The following is a 12,999-nucleotide window of genomic DNA, read 5'->3' on the forward strand; positions in this document are numbered from 1 at the left end:
ATTTTTAGCATCTTAAATAAGATCACACAATGTCACACCTTTTTGACGTCTACCCCATTTACGATATAGAACCGGTGAAAGCCGAAGGAAGCTACCTCTGGGACCAGCATGGCACCAAGTACCTCGACCTTTACGGCGGCCACGCGGTGATTTCGGTTGGCCATTGCCATCCTTATTATGTAGATAAGCTGACGAAGCAGCTGAATGCGATCAGTTTTTATTCCAATTCAGTCAAAATCTCCATTCAGGAAGAGCTGGCGGTGAAGCTGGGGGAGCTTTCGGGTTACCCTGACTACAAACTGTTCCTCTGCAACTCGGGCGCCGAAGCCAATGAGAATGCATTGAAGCTCGCTTCGTTCCACAATGGTAGAACAAAGGTGATTTCTTTCACGAAGTCGTTCCATGGCCGTACGGCAGGTGCAGTAGCGGCCACGGACAACCCGTCGATAGTTGCACCTGTGAATTACAAGGAGCACGTAACTTTCCTGCCATTCAACGACGCAGTTGCGGCAGAAGAAGGCATTACCGACGAGGTTTGCGCGGTGATCGTGGAAGGCATCCAGGGCGTAGGCGGCATCAATGTTTGTACGGATGAGTTTTTACAAACTTTGAGACGCAAATGCGACGAAACCGGCGCCATCCTGATCCTCGACAGCGTGCAATGCGGCTACGGACGGACAGGCAAGTTCTTCTCGCACCAGTTCAGCGGCATTACGCCGGATATTATGTCGATGGCGAAAGGAATGGGCAACGGCTTCCCGATCGGCGGAATCCTGATTTCTCCGAAGTTCAAAGCGAGCTACGGTTTGCTGGGAACGACATTCGGCGGCAACCACCTGGCTTGCGCAGCCGGCGTGGCAGTACTGGATATTATGAAGGAAGAAAACCTGATCGCGAATGCCGCTGAGATCGGTGATTACCTGTTCGAAGGCATTAAGGCGATTGGCGGGTATAAAGAATTGAGAGGCCGCGGGCTGATGATCGGGATCGAGTATGATTTCCCCGTAAAGGACCTGCGCAACAAGCTTTTGTTTGAACACAAAATGTTCACAGGCGTTGCCGGCGCGAACACGATCCGTCTGCTGCCATCGCTCGCATTGGGCAAAACGGAGGCTGATCTCTTCCTCGAAGCATTGAAAAAAGAAGTATCTGTCGCGGCTGTTTGATTTTTTTGAACTAATACCATCCTTGTCCTAGTTGAGAATAGGAACACCTATCTCCGAAATTTTAACCTGAATGAAACACTTTCTTTCCATTAAAGACGTCACCGACCTCCCACAGCTCATCAGCAGCGGTATCGCAGCCAAAAAAGATCCGTTTGCAGATCAGACGCTTGGAAAAAACAAAACCATAGGCCTGTTGTTTTTCAATTCGAGTTTAAGGACGAGGATCAGCACCCAGAAAGCTGCCCAGAACCTTGGTTTGAATGTGATTACCATGAATGTCGGCCAGGATGGTTGGGGACTCGAAATGGAGGAAGGTGTGATCATGAATGGCGACAAGGCAGAGCACGTGAAGGAAGCCGCCGCTGTGATCGGTAGCTATTGCGATATCATCGGCATCCGCTCCTTCGCAGGTTTGCAAGACCGCGATAAGGACTATTCCGAAATTGTTTTCCAGCAGTTCAAAAAATATGCAAATGCCCCGATCGTAAACCTCGAATCGGCGACACGGCACCCGCTGCAATCGCTGGCCGACTGCATTACGATCGAAGAATTCAAGCTCAAAAAGCGCCCGAAAGTGGTCCTTACCTGGCTGCCGCATTTCAAGGCATTGCCACAAGCCGTGGCTAACTCGTTCTGCGAATGGATGAACCCGATGGATGTGGACTTCGTGATCACGCACCCGGAGGGTTACGACCTCTCACCCGATTTTGTTGGCAGAGGCCAGGTGATCTATGACCAGGACACGGCCTTGGAAGGCGCGGATTTTGTATATGGCAAAAACTGGTCGTCATACAACAGCTACGGCCATGTGCTGAACACCGATCCGTCGTGGATGATCACCGAAGCAAAAATGGCTCTGACCGACAATGGTAAATTCATGCACTGCCTGCCCGTGCGCCGGAATATGAAGGTAGCCGACGAAGTACTCGACGGTCCCCGTTCGCTGGTGATCGAGCAAGCCGCCAACCGCGAATGGTCGGCGCAGGCGGCATTGAAAGAAGTCTTGTTAGGATTGTAATCGCTATTTTTGCAAGACTGAAATACATAAGGAAGCGGCCATTGACGACCACTTCCCATCATGAAACTGTTAATGAAATGAGTACAACCACATTGGCTCAACCCTTCGATACTACAACGCTGGATGAGGTCCGCAAAACCGGCGTATTAATCGTGAACCTTGGCACGCCCGACAGCCCGTCGGTGCCCGATGTACGCAAGTACCTGCGCCAGTTCCTGATGGACGAGCGCGTGATCGACATTCCGTACCTGAACCGCTGGTTCCTGATCAACCTCATCATCGCACCATTCCGCGCTCCAAAGTCGGCGAAGGTTTACCAGCAGCTTTGGAAACCTGATGGGTCTCCTTTGAAAACCTACGGGTATTCGGTGAAAGATAAATTGCAAAAGGTACTCGGCAATGATTATGTGGTTGAACTCGCCATGCGCTACCAGAACCCGAGCATTGAAAAAGCATTGACTGCATTGCGCAAGGAATGCCTGACGGAAATTATCGTCGTGCCATTCTTCCCGCAATATGCGTCCGCTTCCACCGGTTCGGTGTATAAGGAAGTGATGCGCGTAGTGAAAGACTGGGAAGTACTGCCCGAGATCCGGTTCGTGAACCGTTTCCTCGAACATCCTAAGTTCATTAAAGGGTTCGTGGATTTGGGTAAAAAATACATGGCCCAGCACGACTACGATCATTTCGTGTTCAGCTACCACGGCTTGCCCGAGCGGCAGATCACCAAAGGCGATGTTACCGGCAGCTTTTGCCAGTTCGGGAGCTGCTGCGACAAGCTCGATCACCGCAACCAGCATTGCTACCGCGCCCAATGTTTTGAAACGACGCGTTTGCTGGTGAAAGGTATGGGTATCCCTGAAGGTAAGTATACGACCTGCTTCCAGTCGAGATTGGGCAAAAATCCGTGGATCAAGCCTTACACCGACGAGGTAATCCCCGAATTGACAAAGAAAGGCGTCAAAAGCGCGTTAGCGTTCTCCCCGGCATTCGTTGCCGACTGCCTGGAAACGACGATTGAAGTAGGCGAAGAATATAAAGAAATGTTCGAGAAAGAAGGCGGGGTGCATTGGCAGCTCGTCGAGAGTCTCAACGACAGCGATATTTGGGTCGAATGCCTTGAAGACATCATTAAAAACCCGGCCGCCTGATTCAGGGGCCGGGTTTCGGCTTTTTAGAGGGGATACCTCTATAAAATAATGCTTTCTTTCTTGTAAAGGCCGATCAGCGTCTCAGCCGCATAGTCGATTTCGGCTTCCGTATTGTACTTCCCGAACGAGAAACGCACATTAGCACGGTTTTCATCGATTTTAAGTTCATTCAAAACATGTGAACCGATATCGGTACCGCTCGAACACGCGCTACCGCCAGAAACGGCGATTCCGGCAATGTCGAGGTTGAACAGCAGCATATCGCTGATATCCGACGGCGGCAGGCTCACATTCAGAACCGTATAAAGACTTTTATCCAAATCGGCTGAATTACCATTGAATGCTACGCCTTCGATGCCTTCCTTCAATTTCCCTATCATACGGCTTTTTAGGCCTTCGATGTGTGTGCGGTGTGCATCCATATCGCGGTAAGCTATTTCCAGTGCTTTTGCCAAGCCTACAATGCCGTAAATGTTCTCGGTCCCCCCGCGCATGTTGCGCTCCTGCGCGCCCCCGTGCACGAAAGGATTGATTTTTATTCCCGGACGAACGTACAAGAATCCAATCCCTTTCGGACCGTTGAACTTGTGCGCCGCACCGACGATAAAATTCGTTTTCAGTTTTTGCAGATCGTGGCGGTAATGGCCCATCGTCTGCACGGTGTCGCAGTGAAAAATAGCGTCGTATTTCTCGCAAATATCACCAGCAGTTTCCAGGTCAAGCAGGTTACCGATTTCGTTGTTGCCATGCATTAAGGAAACCAGTGAACGCGGTTTCGAAGCCAGCAATGCTTCCAGATGTTCGAGATCGACCTCTCCTTTTGCATTCAAATTCACAAAACTCAGCTCGATGACACCCAGCTTTTTGAGGTGCTCCAACGTGTGCAATACCGCGTGGTGCTCAATGCGTGAGGTAATGGCGTGTTTCAGGCCAAATGTCTCGATGCTCGAACGGATGGCCGTGTTATCGGCCTCAGTGCCGCCGGATGTGAAAAATATCTCGGCTGGTGCCGCATTCAGGATCGCTGCGATATTCTTTCTGGCCCGCTCGATAGACGAACGCACGGCACGGCCGTATGAATGAATGGAAGAGGGATTACCGAATTGCTCGGTCATCAGCGGCAGCATGGCTTCCAGGACCTCAGGGTCCAGCTGCGTCGTAGCCGCATTGTCCAGATAGACTTTCATTGGGATATAAAATTAGAAAGATCACTCATTGTCAGTTCAGACAACAAGTGACCCAAATTAGCTTAGCAACAGCTTTATTATTTCTTCGGTTCCGAAATAATCTCCTTGATATCGGAAATGATCTTATTGGCAAGGCTGGTCGCGGTCGTCTGCGTTTCCGATTCCGAGTAAATTCGGATGATCGGCTCGGTGTTCGACCGGCGCAAATGCACCCATTCGCGATCGAATTCGATACGCACACCGTCAACCGTGTTCACAGGCTGTTTCGAATAACGCGTCTGGATACGGTCGAGAATGTTGTCGACGTTGATCTCCGGTGTGAGTTCGATCTTGTTTTTCGAAATATAATAGTTCGGATAAGATCTTCTCAAAACCGAAGCTTTCTTCCCCGATTTCGCCAAATGCGTCAGGAACAATGCGATACCCACCAATGCATCGCGGCCGTAGTGGCTTTCAGGGTAAATCACCCCTCCGTTGCCTTCGCCTCCGATTACCGCGTTGTTGGCTTTCATCGCGTTCACCACGTTTACCTCTCCTACCGCCGATGCCAGGTATTGGCCGCCGGCTTTGATGGTGACGTCGCGCAATGCAGCAGTCGATGAAAGGTTGGAAACCGTATTGCCCGGTGTATGTTTCAAAACATAATCCGCCACGGCAACCAACGTGTATTCTTCTCCAAACGGCGTACCATCCTCGCACATCAGCGCAAGCCTGTCCACATCCGGATCCACGACGATACCCAGGTTGTAAGAGCCATTGTTGAGCTCTTTGCTGATATCGTGCAAATGCTCCGACAGCGGCTCGGGATTATGCGCGAAATTACCGGTCGGTTCACAGTTCAGTTTCTTGATATTCTTGGGATCAACACCCAATGCTTCGAGCAAAAACGGTACCGCGATGCCCCCGGTTGAGTTGACGGCATCTACGACGATTTTGAAATTCGCATTTTTGATCGCCTCCACATCCACGAGTGCCAGCGACAAAACGTGGTCGATATGCTTTTGAAGATAAGTGTTGTCCGATGCGTAGCTTCCCAGTTTTTTTACATCCGGGAAAAGGAAATCTTCCTCGTCGGCAATGCGGAGCACCTCGGCGCCTTCGGCTTCCGATATGAATTCTCCTTCGTGGTTGAGCAGTTTAAGGGCGTTCCACTGGATCGGGTTGTGGCTTGCTGTAAGGATGATACCTCCCGCCGCACCTTCCGCTTTCACGGCTATCTCGACAGTCGGAGTAGTGGAAAGGCCAAGGTCGAGCACATTCAGCCCTACACCCTGCAAAGTACCGGCTACCAGGCGGCTTACCATTTCACCGGAAAGCCTGGCATCCCTGCCGATCACCACCTTAAGATTCTGTGGATTTGTACGCCTCACCCATGTCCCGTATGCAGCAGCAAACTTAACAACATCAATCGGAGTCAGCGCCTCACCCGATTTTCCTCCCACTATTCCCCTGATTCCTGAGATAGATTTAATTAACGTCACGATCTAGAATTCCTCTTTATGTTTGGTTGCAAAAATACTAAATTCCCTCTCCGCAATTAGATTTTTCTACAAACAAAAAACTACAATTGAGTTTCTGGACTCTCACATTCCGTTTCTTCACTACTTAAATGATTCCCCGGAAAACCAGCCATTATATACATTTTCAGGCTAAAACAAGCGGTTACGCCTTTGTAGTTTCTCCCATTTTGCCGAATACGGGGTCCATCCACTCCAACGACAATTTTTGTACGGAATTGCTCAATAACGCACTCCACTGCTTGCCTACATAGTCGAGGTCGTCTTTCTCGAAACGGTGCTCCACAAGCTGGAACGAATCCTTTTCGTACATGACGACATCTATCGGGTAATCCACGTCATTGGAGCTGACTCTTGTAGAATCGAACGACAGGAAGCCGATCTTCAGAGCGTCCTGCATCGAGGAATCGAATTTGAGGCTCCGGTACAGCAGCGGTTTCCCGTAACCCGAATTACCGATGATGATAAACGGCGAACCGTCGCCCACCTCCACCCAGTTGCCTTCGGGATATAACAGAAAAAGCTTGTGCTCTGAATCGTGTTCGAGTTGCCCGCCTACGATCGCAAACAGGTTGAATACCAGCCCCGCATTGTTCAGCGCATAACGGTCCTCGTCGGCCACCCGCCGCACCTGCTGCCCCAATGCGTTGACAGCCTTGTAAAGCTTGTCGAATGAAGTGTCCCGCTCTTCCAGGACTTCTTTGAAATAGGTAATAGCCTTGTCCCGCACCGACCTCAGCCCCGAGGTCATTACGAAAATAGAATGCTTATCGGATTGATAAACAGACACTTTCTTATTCGTCGAAACTTCGGTTCCGGAAGTAAGGCGCGTGTCGGCAATGGCCACCAGGCCGGATGCGACTTTGATACCCAGGCAATATGTCATGTCTTAGCGGCTCAAAAATGATAGAGTCGCTAAGATATAAAAGTTTTGATCAGTTCATCCACTGGCTTTTGAAATGCCCCTGGCTCTGGCTTTGCGATTGCCCGGTCTCCAATCCGAAGTACATATCGAAGATTTTGTTATCCACTTCGTTGTTCTTAATCTGGAACTTATCGAGGTAATCGTGCAGTCCCATTTTGAAAACATCTTCCACATCCGTGAATTCCAGTTCACTCCTGATCTTGCTCAATGCCCGCTCAGCCGGGTTGGTATAGCCGCGCTCAGGAATGGAGCCGGCAATGGCATACAACGAAAGTTCCGCCTGGCGCACACAATACGCGATCGAGCGCGGGAAGAGCTTGTCCAGGATCAGGAACGCCACGATATTCATCGGCGTCAACGCGCGGTGCGTCTGCCGGTACATGTTATAGGCGCTCACCGATTTCAGCACCGCGGTCCAAAGCATTAAATCCAGCGTAGAACCCGAGGTACCCGAATCCTGCAATAGCGTAAAATACTTCACGTCCAGGAAGCGCGAGCATTTGTCGGCGCGCTCGATGTGCCGGCCCAGCCGTCCGAAATGCCAGGCCTCGTTGCGCGTGATCGACGAATCGACTACGCCATGGAAAAGCTGGCAATTTTTCCGGATGTCCGTGAAATACGATTGCATATGGTCCATGTTCCGGAAATCGTCGGGCGAGGTGCCTTTGATAGCCAGATAGAAAGTGTTGATACTCTCCCACATTTCCTTCGAGATCGTCTCACGGATCGTCCGTGCATTCTCACGGGCTTCGTAGAGGCAGCTGATGATCGAGTTCGGGTTGCGTTTATCGAACGTCATGAAATGAATGACGTCCTCCTTTGTAGGCTTGTCGTAATACTTATAGAATAGAAAGTGATCGGCCGTTGCGATCAGTAACGGCTCCCATTGTTCGTCCACATCGGGCGGAAGATCCAGGGCCAGGTTAAAATTAACTCCCACGAAACGGGCGTAATTCTCGACCCGTTCCATGTAACGATTCATCCAGTAAATAGAATTCGCAACGCGGCTCAACATAAGTGGAAAGTAATGTCTCTAAAAATACAACTCAGAATAATTCTAATGCGATCAAACCAAAATACCTAATAATATTTTGCAAATACAAGCATATGCAAAAAGTTATATTATTTCCTCACAAATTATTATTCTACAATAATTCGCTTCCCTGCCTTGGAATCTTCCCGAAACCTTTAAAATTTGTAACTTAACCTTTCATCAAACCATAACCCGTATTTTCTGTGTCAAAGAAAGAACAATTTATTGCAGCAATTCAGAAATCTTATCAAACTGACAAACCTGTAATTCATTTGGGGTCGGCCATTCTCGACGGCGAGATCATCGGCGAGGCCCGCGTGAACCTTCCCTTGCGCATGATGAACCGCCACGGGCTCGTGGCAGGAGCTACGGGGTCGGGTAAAACGCGCACATTGCAGGTGTTTGCCGAGCAGCTTTCGGCGGCAGGCGTACCCGTCTTCATGTCCGACATCAAAGGCGACCTTTCGGGGATCGCACAGCCGGGCAAGACCAATGCAGCACTCGAAGAACGCGCCCAAATACTCGGTACCGTTTTCGAACCGAAAGGATTTCCCGTTGAACTGTATTCGCTAAGCGGCAACAAAGGCGCACAAATGCGTGCGACCGTGCTGGAATTCGGGCCGATATTGCTTTCCAAAATCTTCGAACTGAACGAAACCCAGGCCGGCGTACTCGCTATCCTGTTCAAATATGCCGATGACAAGGACCTGCCGATGGTAGACCTGAACGACTTGAAAAAAGTCCTCAACTACCTCGCAGAAGGCCCTGGCGCTGCTGAAATCAAAGCCGATTACGGTACGATTTCAGCTTCCACAGCAGGTACTATCCTGCGCAAGATCGTCGCATTGGAGCAGCAGGGCGTAGGCACCATTTTCGGGGAAAAATCATTCGATATTGATGATTTGATCAACAAGGTCGACGGTCAGGGCGTGATCAGCCTGCTGAATGTCTCCGACGTGCAGGACAAGCCCGCGCTATTCTCGACGTTCATGCTGAGCCTTTTGGCTGAATTATATCACAAACTGCCCGAAGCCGGCGATCTCGACAAACCGAAGCTTGTATTCTTCCTCGACGAGGCGCATTTGCTGTTCAAAGACGCTCCGAAGGCGTTCCTCGAACAGATCGAGCAGGTTGTCCGCCTGATCCGTTCCAAAGGTGTGGGTATCTTCTTCTGTACCCAAATGGCGCAGGACGTGCCGGTATCCGTACTCGGGCAGCTGGGTAACCGCGTGCAGCACGTGCTCCGCGCATTCACGCCGCAGGACGCCGAGGCATTGAAGCAAACGGTCAAAACGTATCCGAAATCGGACTACTATTCGATAGACCAGGTCCTGACGACGCTCGGTATAGGTCAGGCATTGATCACCGTTTTGAATGAAAAGGGTATCCCTACCGAAGTTGCCGCCACGCATTTAATGCCCCCGGCATCCATTATGGGACCCATGGTGCAGGCCGATTACGACAAGCACGTGCAACAATCGGATGTATATGCCAAATACAAAGACCCTATCGACCCGGAAAGTGCCTATGAAATCCTGACCAAACGGATGGAGGAGCAGGCACGGAAGGAAACCGAAGCGAAAGAAGCAGAGGTGCAAGCGAAAGTGGAGGCGAAAAAGGAGAAAGAGCAATCGAGCATGATTTCCGACGCCCTCAACTCCCCACTGGCGAAGCAAATCGGCCGCGAGGTAGTACGCGGCGTTTTTGGAATGCTGTTTGGCAAGAAAACGACGTCCCGGAAGAGCAGTGGGGGATTGTTTGGGTTCTAATGCAATCTTATTACAGCGCCCTGCACCTTTAATCTACAAATATTACGGTGCTCTACAACCTAAAAGTGAGGTGCAGAGCGCCGTAATATTTGTAGTAGATAAGTTCGCATTAGCAAAACAAAAGGTGCAGCGCACCGCAATATTTGTTTTGCATTGTCTTTTTGTGATAACCAATTCTAATTAAACACCGTTATCAAACATCGGTATCATAAGCGATCACGCAACGCTGATCGGCTAATTTATCCAGGTTATCCTGCACATCGAGGCGTGTTTTGGCATTATCGAATGCGTCCCGATACTTCTCTTTCAGCTCCCGGCGCTTGATCGCTTCCAGGAAACGGCGGGCGTCGTCCTCATTTTCCAATACCAGCTCCGGCACAACGGTCGGCTTGTTATTGTCGTCTTTGGCAACCATCGTTACGTATGAAGTGTTGGTGTGCCTTACCGAGCGGTTCCGCACATTCTCGGCTACCACGCGGATCCCCACTACCAGCGAAGTCCTCCCGACATAATTCACCGACGCATGCAGCGACACCAGATCGCCCACCTCCACCGGTTCGAGAAAATCCACGGCATCTACCGAAACTGTCACGCAGTAAGTCCCGGCGTGCCGTGATGCGCATGCATACGCGACCTTGTCTATCAGGGAGAGCAATATGCCCCCGTGGATTTTCCCGCCGAAATTGGCATAGGAAGGGATCATTAATTCGGTGAGGGTGGTCTGGGAAAAACTGACGGGCCTGGGCTCCATGGGCATGTTTTATTTTTTCAAAAAGATAGTCTTACCGGTTTTAGCAGCCTCCTTGGCCGTTTCCAGTATCTCGACGACGGTCACATTCACCGGCAATCCGTACAAGTCGTTCTGATCGAGCTTGATCCGGCCTTGTACGACATCTGCCAGTACCGAGAACGGATCCGTATAAGGTGCCGGGCGAGGGTCGAGTTTGAGCGTTTCCTCAGGGGCCTTTTCCTGCAAACGCTGGCGTACCACGGTAGGGTTTACGGCGATCGCGTAGCCTTTGTTACCATATACTTCCATGTCTTTTCTCGCAAAAGACCAGTTCCACGAGCCCTGGATAATGCATTGCGACTTCGGATATTGCAGGATAATGGAGGCCTCATCGTCCACATTCTTATAAATGTCCGGCTTATTCTGGTGTGTCACGGCAGTTACCGAAAGGGGCCGCTCGCCTTTCATGAGCCAGGTCATGAGGTTGGCACCATAGCAACCGAAATCCACCAGGGCGCCGGCTCCATTCTTAACCGGATCCGTCAAAATAGCAAAAAACTCCTTACTAACCCCGATTTCCTTCGGGCCCTGGTGGCCATCGTTGACCATTACCTTGCGGATTTCACCGAGTTTACCATCCTGAATGAGCTGGTTCACGTGCTGATTGCTCGCATACCACGAGGTTTCATAGTTAGTGAGAACGTGGACGCCATGCTGTGTCGCGAGCTTCTGGATTTCCTTCGCGTCGGCAAATGTGGTTGCCAGCGGTTTTTCTACCATTACGTTGATCTTCCGCGGCGCACAGGCGCGCACTACCACCACGTGCTCATTAATCGCCCCGAATGCCGAAACGGCTTCCGGTTTAACCTCATCGAGCATTTTGTTCAGATCTGAATAAAAAAGCTTCGGATCGAGCTTGTAGCGTTCGGTAAACTGCTTCACCAGGTCGGGATTCGCTTCCCAGATCCCTACCAGCTGAATGTCCGTTTTGTCCTTCCGGTTGAAAATCCAGCCGACGTGCCCGTGGCTTAGTCCCGCTACTGCCACGCGAACAGGTTTCTGCGCCATTGAAGAAAGGCTCAGGAATGCGAGAAAGAGGATTACAAGTGTTCTCATCGTTCGTTACGGTTTAGGATAATTTATCAATAATATCTTTAATCACTTCCTGCAAATAAGCACCATTGTACGGCCCATACCAGCTCATGGTTTTGGTCTCGTACAAATCGCGATCGAAGTACTTGTCGTGGGTAATGTAGCCGATATAGCCGCCGTTGAAGCTTGTCACCATCAGATTCAGGCCCTTGGATTTCGCATAGGCGTCCAGCGGGGCAGTCAGCTCGCCCGAGAAGTCGCACGGCATGCCCACCATGAGAATGTTCCCGATCCGCAGTGCTTTCACAAACACAGGATACTCACCGAATGCCTTTTTGAATGCCCAGGGGCGCAGTACAATGCTCATGGTCAATCTCGGAGAGGGATCGCGCAGCGGCAGCGGTAATGTAAGTGTTTCCACCAATGCCCCTTTCGATTCTTCTTTGATCGTATTGGGCGACAAAAGTGCATTCTGAACGCCGAATGCCTGGTTTTTCACTTCATCGAAGTCGTCTGCTCCTTGTTCGATCGGCCCCATGCTGCCTACGGCTCCGGCCATGTACATCGCAAAATTGTAACGACCTTTTTCTAGCGAATCCACGAGCGCGCCCGGGTAGTCGCGCGAGAGCACGATGTTTTTGGAATTCAAAACCGTAGAATGCGCTGCGAAGGAGCTCAGAATCGCTTTCTGACCACTCTTGTTAACAAACGTCGCCGAACGGATCTCCGGATCGATACCTCCCTCCTCACCTACCAGGCGGTTACGGATATCGACCGAATCGAGCGACTCCATATAAGTCAGCTGCACCGGCTCCACCTTCTTTTGAGCGTCGGTAATGGCTTTGTGAAATGCATTGGCAAGGTTCTCTACAATAGCGGGATCAAATTTACCCGAAAAGAAAAGTGAGGAAATGCCCGTTCCCCAACCGCCTACACTGTTATGGCTATGCGTAGCACCGAAATAGATCTGGTCGAACGGAATATCGCCCGGTTTCAGCTTTGATTTCAGTGATTCGATGACCGTCGGTGGGATGATGAGCAGGTCGGCAGCGATGATGGCGGCTTTGGTGTGGCCATTGTCGATCACCATCGCACGTACATATACGGAGTCGTGCACGGATGTGTACGGGCGGCCACGGCGGTTGCCGTAACCAGCGGTAGGCGTAGGTGACGCCGGTGTGATATTGACCTTCGCCCAACCTGCCTGCAATGCGCCGGAACTGCCCACGGTATCGGCAGGGCCGCCTACGGCCTTTGCGCCCCCGATCAGGCTCTTCCATTCCTTATAGTAGGCCATTTCCTGGTACGGCGTCTTATCCATGGTGGTGATCATGGTGGCAATGGCAAGTACGAGTAGCAGCAGGAATATCCCGATGACTTTGAATATAATACGCAGCACTTTCATGGATTG

The 12,999-nt window shown here is 50.8% G+C and carries 11 protein-coding genes; 4 read left to right on the plus strand and 7 right to left on the minus strand.

All coding sequences use genetic code 11. The annotated features are described in order from the left end of the window. Nucleotides 1-29: 29 nt before the first annotated feature. From J2Y43_RS05805 to hemH, 3 genes are all read left to right on the plus strand, one after another. Entirely contained in the window at nucleotides 30-1,166 is a 1,137-nt protein-coding gene (locus J2Y43_RS05805) for an aminotransferase class III-fold pyridoxal phosphate-dependent enzyme (RefSeq protein ID WP_309980832.1), read from the plus strand. Nucleotides 1,167-1,236: 70 nt separating this feature from the next. Beyond that, nucleotides 1,237-2,184: an N-acetylornithine carbamoyltransferase gene (locus tag J2Y43_RS05810; RefSeq protein WP_309980831.1), complete on the plus strand. Its 948-nt coding sequence runs from the start codon at nucleotides 1,237-1,239 to the stop codon at nucleotides 2,182-2,184. 77 nt (nucleotides 2,185-2,261) lie between these two features. Beyond that, nucleotides 2,262-3,335 carry a ferrochelatase gene (gene hemH, locus J2Y43_RS05815; protein ID WP_309980830.1) on the plus strand — a complete coding sequence of 358 codons (1,074 nt, stop codon included), beginning with the start codon at nucleotides 2,262-2,264 and terminating at the stop codon, nucleotides 3,333-3,335. Between the two features lie 38 nt (nucleotides 3,336-3,373). Here hemH and J2Y43_RS05820 read toward each other — a convergent pair whose 3' ends face one another. The 4 genes from J2Y43_RS05820 to J2Y43_RS05835 all read right to left on the minus strand — a co-directional run bounded on the left by J2Y43_RS05820 (nucleotide 3,374) and on the right by J2Y43_RS05835 (nucleotide 7,979). Further along, nucleotides 3,374-4,522 carry a cysteine desulfurase family protein gene (locus J2Y43_RS05820; protein WP_309980829.1) on the minus strand — a complete coding sequence of 383 codons (1,149 nt, stop codon included), beginning with the start codon at nucleotides 4,520-4,522 and terminating at the stop codon, nucleotides 3,374-3,376. Nucleotides 4,523-4,599: 77 nt separating this feature from the next. Next, on the minus strand, nucleotides 4,600-6,003 hold the full coding sequence (glmM, locus tag J2Y43_RS05825) for a phosphoglucosamine mutase (protein WP_309980828.1): 1,404 nt from the start codon (nucleotides 6,001-6,003) through the stop codon (nucleotides 4,600-4,602). Nucleotides 6,004-6,184: 181 nt separating this feature from the next. Further along, nucleotides 6,185-6,925, minus strand: coding sequence for a peptidase (locus J2Y43_RS05830; RefSeq protein ID WP_106594339.1), 741 nt, complete (start codon nucleotides 6,923-6,925; stop codon nucleotides 6,185-6,187). A 49-nt stretch (nucleotides 6,926-6,974) separates the two neighbouring features. Then, entirely contained in the window at nucleotides 6,975-7,979 is a 1,005-nt protein-coding gene (locus J2Y43_RS05835) for an alpha-E domain-containing protein (protein WP_106594338.1), read from the minus strand. A 221-nt stretch (nucleotides 7,980-8,200) separates the two neighbouring features. Here J2Y43_RS05835 and J2Y43_RS05840 point away from each other — a divergent pair, with 221 nt between their 5' ends. Further along, nucleotides 8,201-9,766: a helicase HerA-like domain-containing protein gene (locus J2Y43_RS05840; RefSeq protein ID WP_106594337.1), complete on the plus strand. Its 1,566-nt coding sequence runs from the start codon at nucleotides 8,201-8,203 to the stop codon at nucleotides 9,764-9,766. Between the two features lie 193 nt (nucleotides 9,767-9,959). Here J2Y43_RS05840 and J2Y43_RS05845 read toward each other — a convergent pair whose 3' ends face one another. From J2Y43_RS05845 to J2Y43_RS05855, 3 genes are read right to left on the minus strand one after another with little or no spacing between them, the layout of a single operon-like run. Further along, nucleotides 9,960-10,517 (minus strand): acyl-CoA thioesterase, encoded by a 558-nt coding sequence (locus J2Y43_RS05845; RefSeq protein WP_223402051.1) that lies wholly within the window; start codon nucleotides 10,515-10,517, stop codon nucleotides 9,960-9,962. Nucleotides 10,518-10,526: 9 nt separating this feature from the next. Continuing rightward, nucleotides 10,527-11,612 (minus strand): Gfo/Idh/MocA family oxidoreductase, encoded by a 1,086-nt coding sequence (locus tag J2Y43_RS05850; RefSeq protein WP_309980827.1) that lies wholly within the window; start codon nucleotides 11,610-11,612, stop codon nucleotides 10,527-10,529. A 13-nt stretch (nucleotides 11,613-11,625) separates the two neighbouring features. Further along, entirely contained in the window at nucleotides 11,626-12,993 is a 1,368-nt protein-coding gene (locus J2Y43_RS05855) for a neutral/alkaline non-lysosomal ceramidase N-terminal domain-containing protein (RefSeq protein WP_309980826.1), read from the minus strand. Nucleotides 12,994-12,999: the final 6 nt, after the last annotated feature.

The organism is Dyadobacter sp. BE31 (assembly GCF_031457695.1).
Taxonomy (GTDB): domain Bacteria; phylum Bacteroidota; class Bacteroidia; order Cytophagales; family Spirosomataceae; genus Dyadobacter.

Coding starts and splice junctions, on each gene's coding strand:
- J2Y43_RS05805 (WP_309980832.1), top strand. CDS start 30: ATGTCACACCTTTTTGACGTCTACCCCATTTACGATATAGAACCGGTG.
- J2Y43_RS05810 (WP_309980831.1), top strand. CDS start 1,237: ATGAAACACTTTCTTTCCATTAAAGACGTCACCGACCTCCCACAGCTC.
- hemH (WP_309980830.1), top strand. CDS start 2,262: ATGAGTACAACCACATTGGCTCAACCCTTCGATACTACAACGCTGGAT.
- J2Y43_RS05820 (WP_309980829.1), bottom strand. CDS start 4,522: ATGAAAGTCTATCTGGACAATGCGGCTACGACGCAGCTGGACCCTGAG.
- J2Y43_RS05830 (WP_106594339.1), bottom strand. CDS start 6,925: ATGACATATTGCCTGGGTATCAAAGTCGCATCCGGCCTGGTGGCCATT.
- J2Y43_RS05835 (WP_106594338.1), bottom strand. CDS start 7,979: ATGTTGAGCCGCGTTGCGAATTCTATTTACTGGATGAATCGTTACATG.
- J2Y43_RS05845 (WP_223402051.1), bottom strand. CDS start 10,517: ATGGAGCCCAGGCCCGTCAGTTTTTCCCAGACCACCCTCACCGAATTA.
- J2Y43_RS05850 (WP_309980827.1), bottom strand. CDS start 11,612: ATGAGAACACTTGTAATCCTCTTTCTCGCATTCCTGAGCCTTTCTTCA.
- J2Y43_RS05855 (WP_309980826.1), bottom strand. CDS start 12,993: ATGAAAGTGCTGCGTATTATATTCAAAGTCATCGGGATATTCCTGCTG.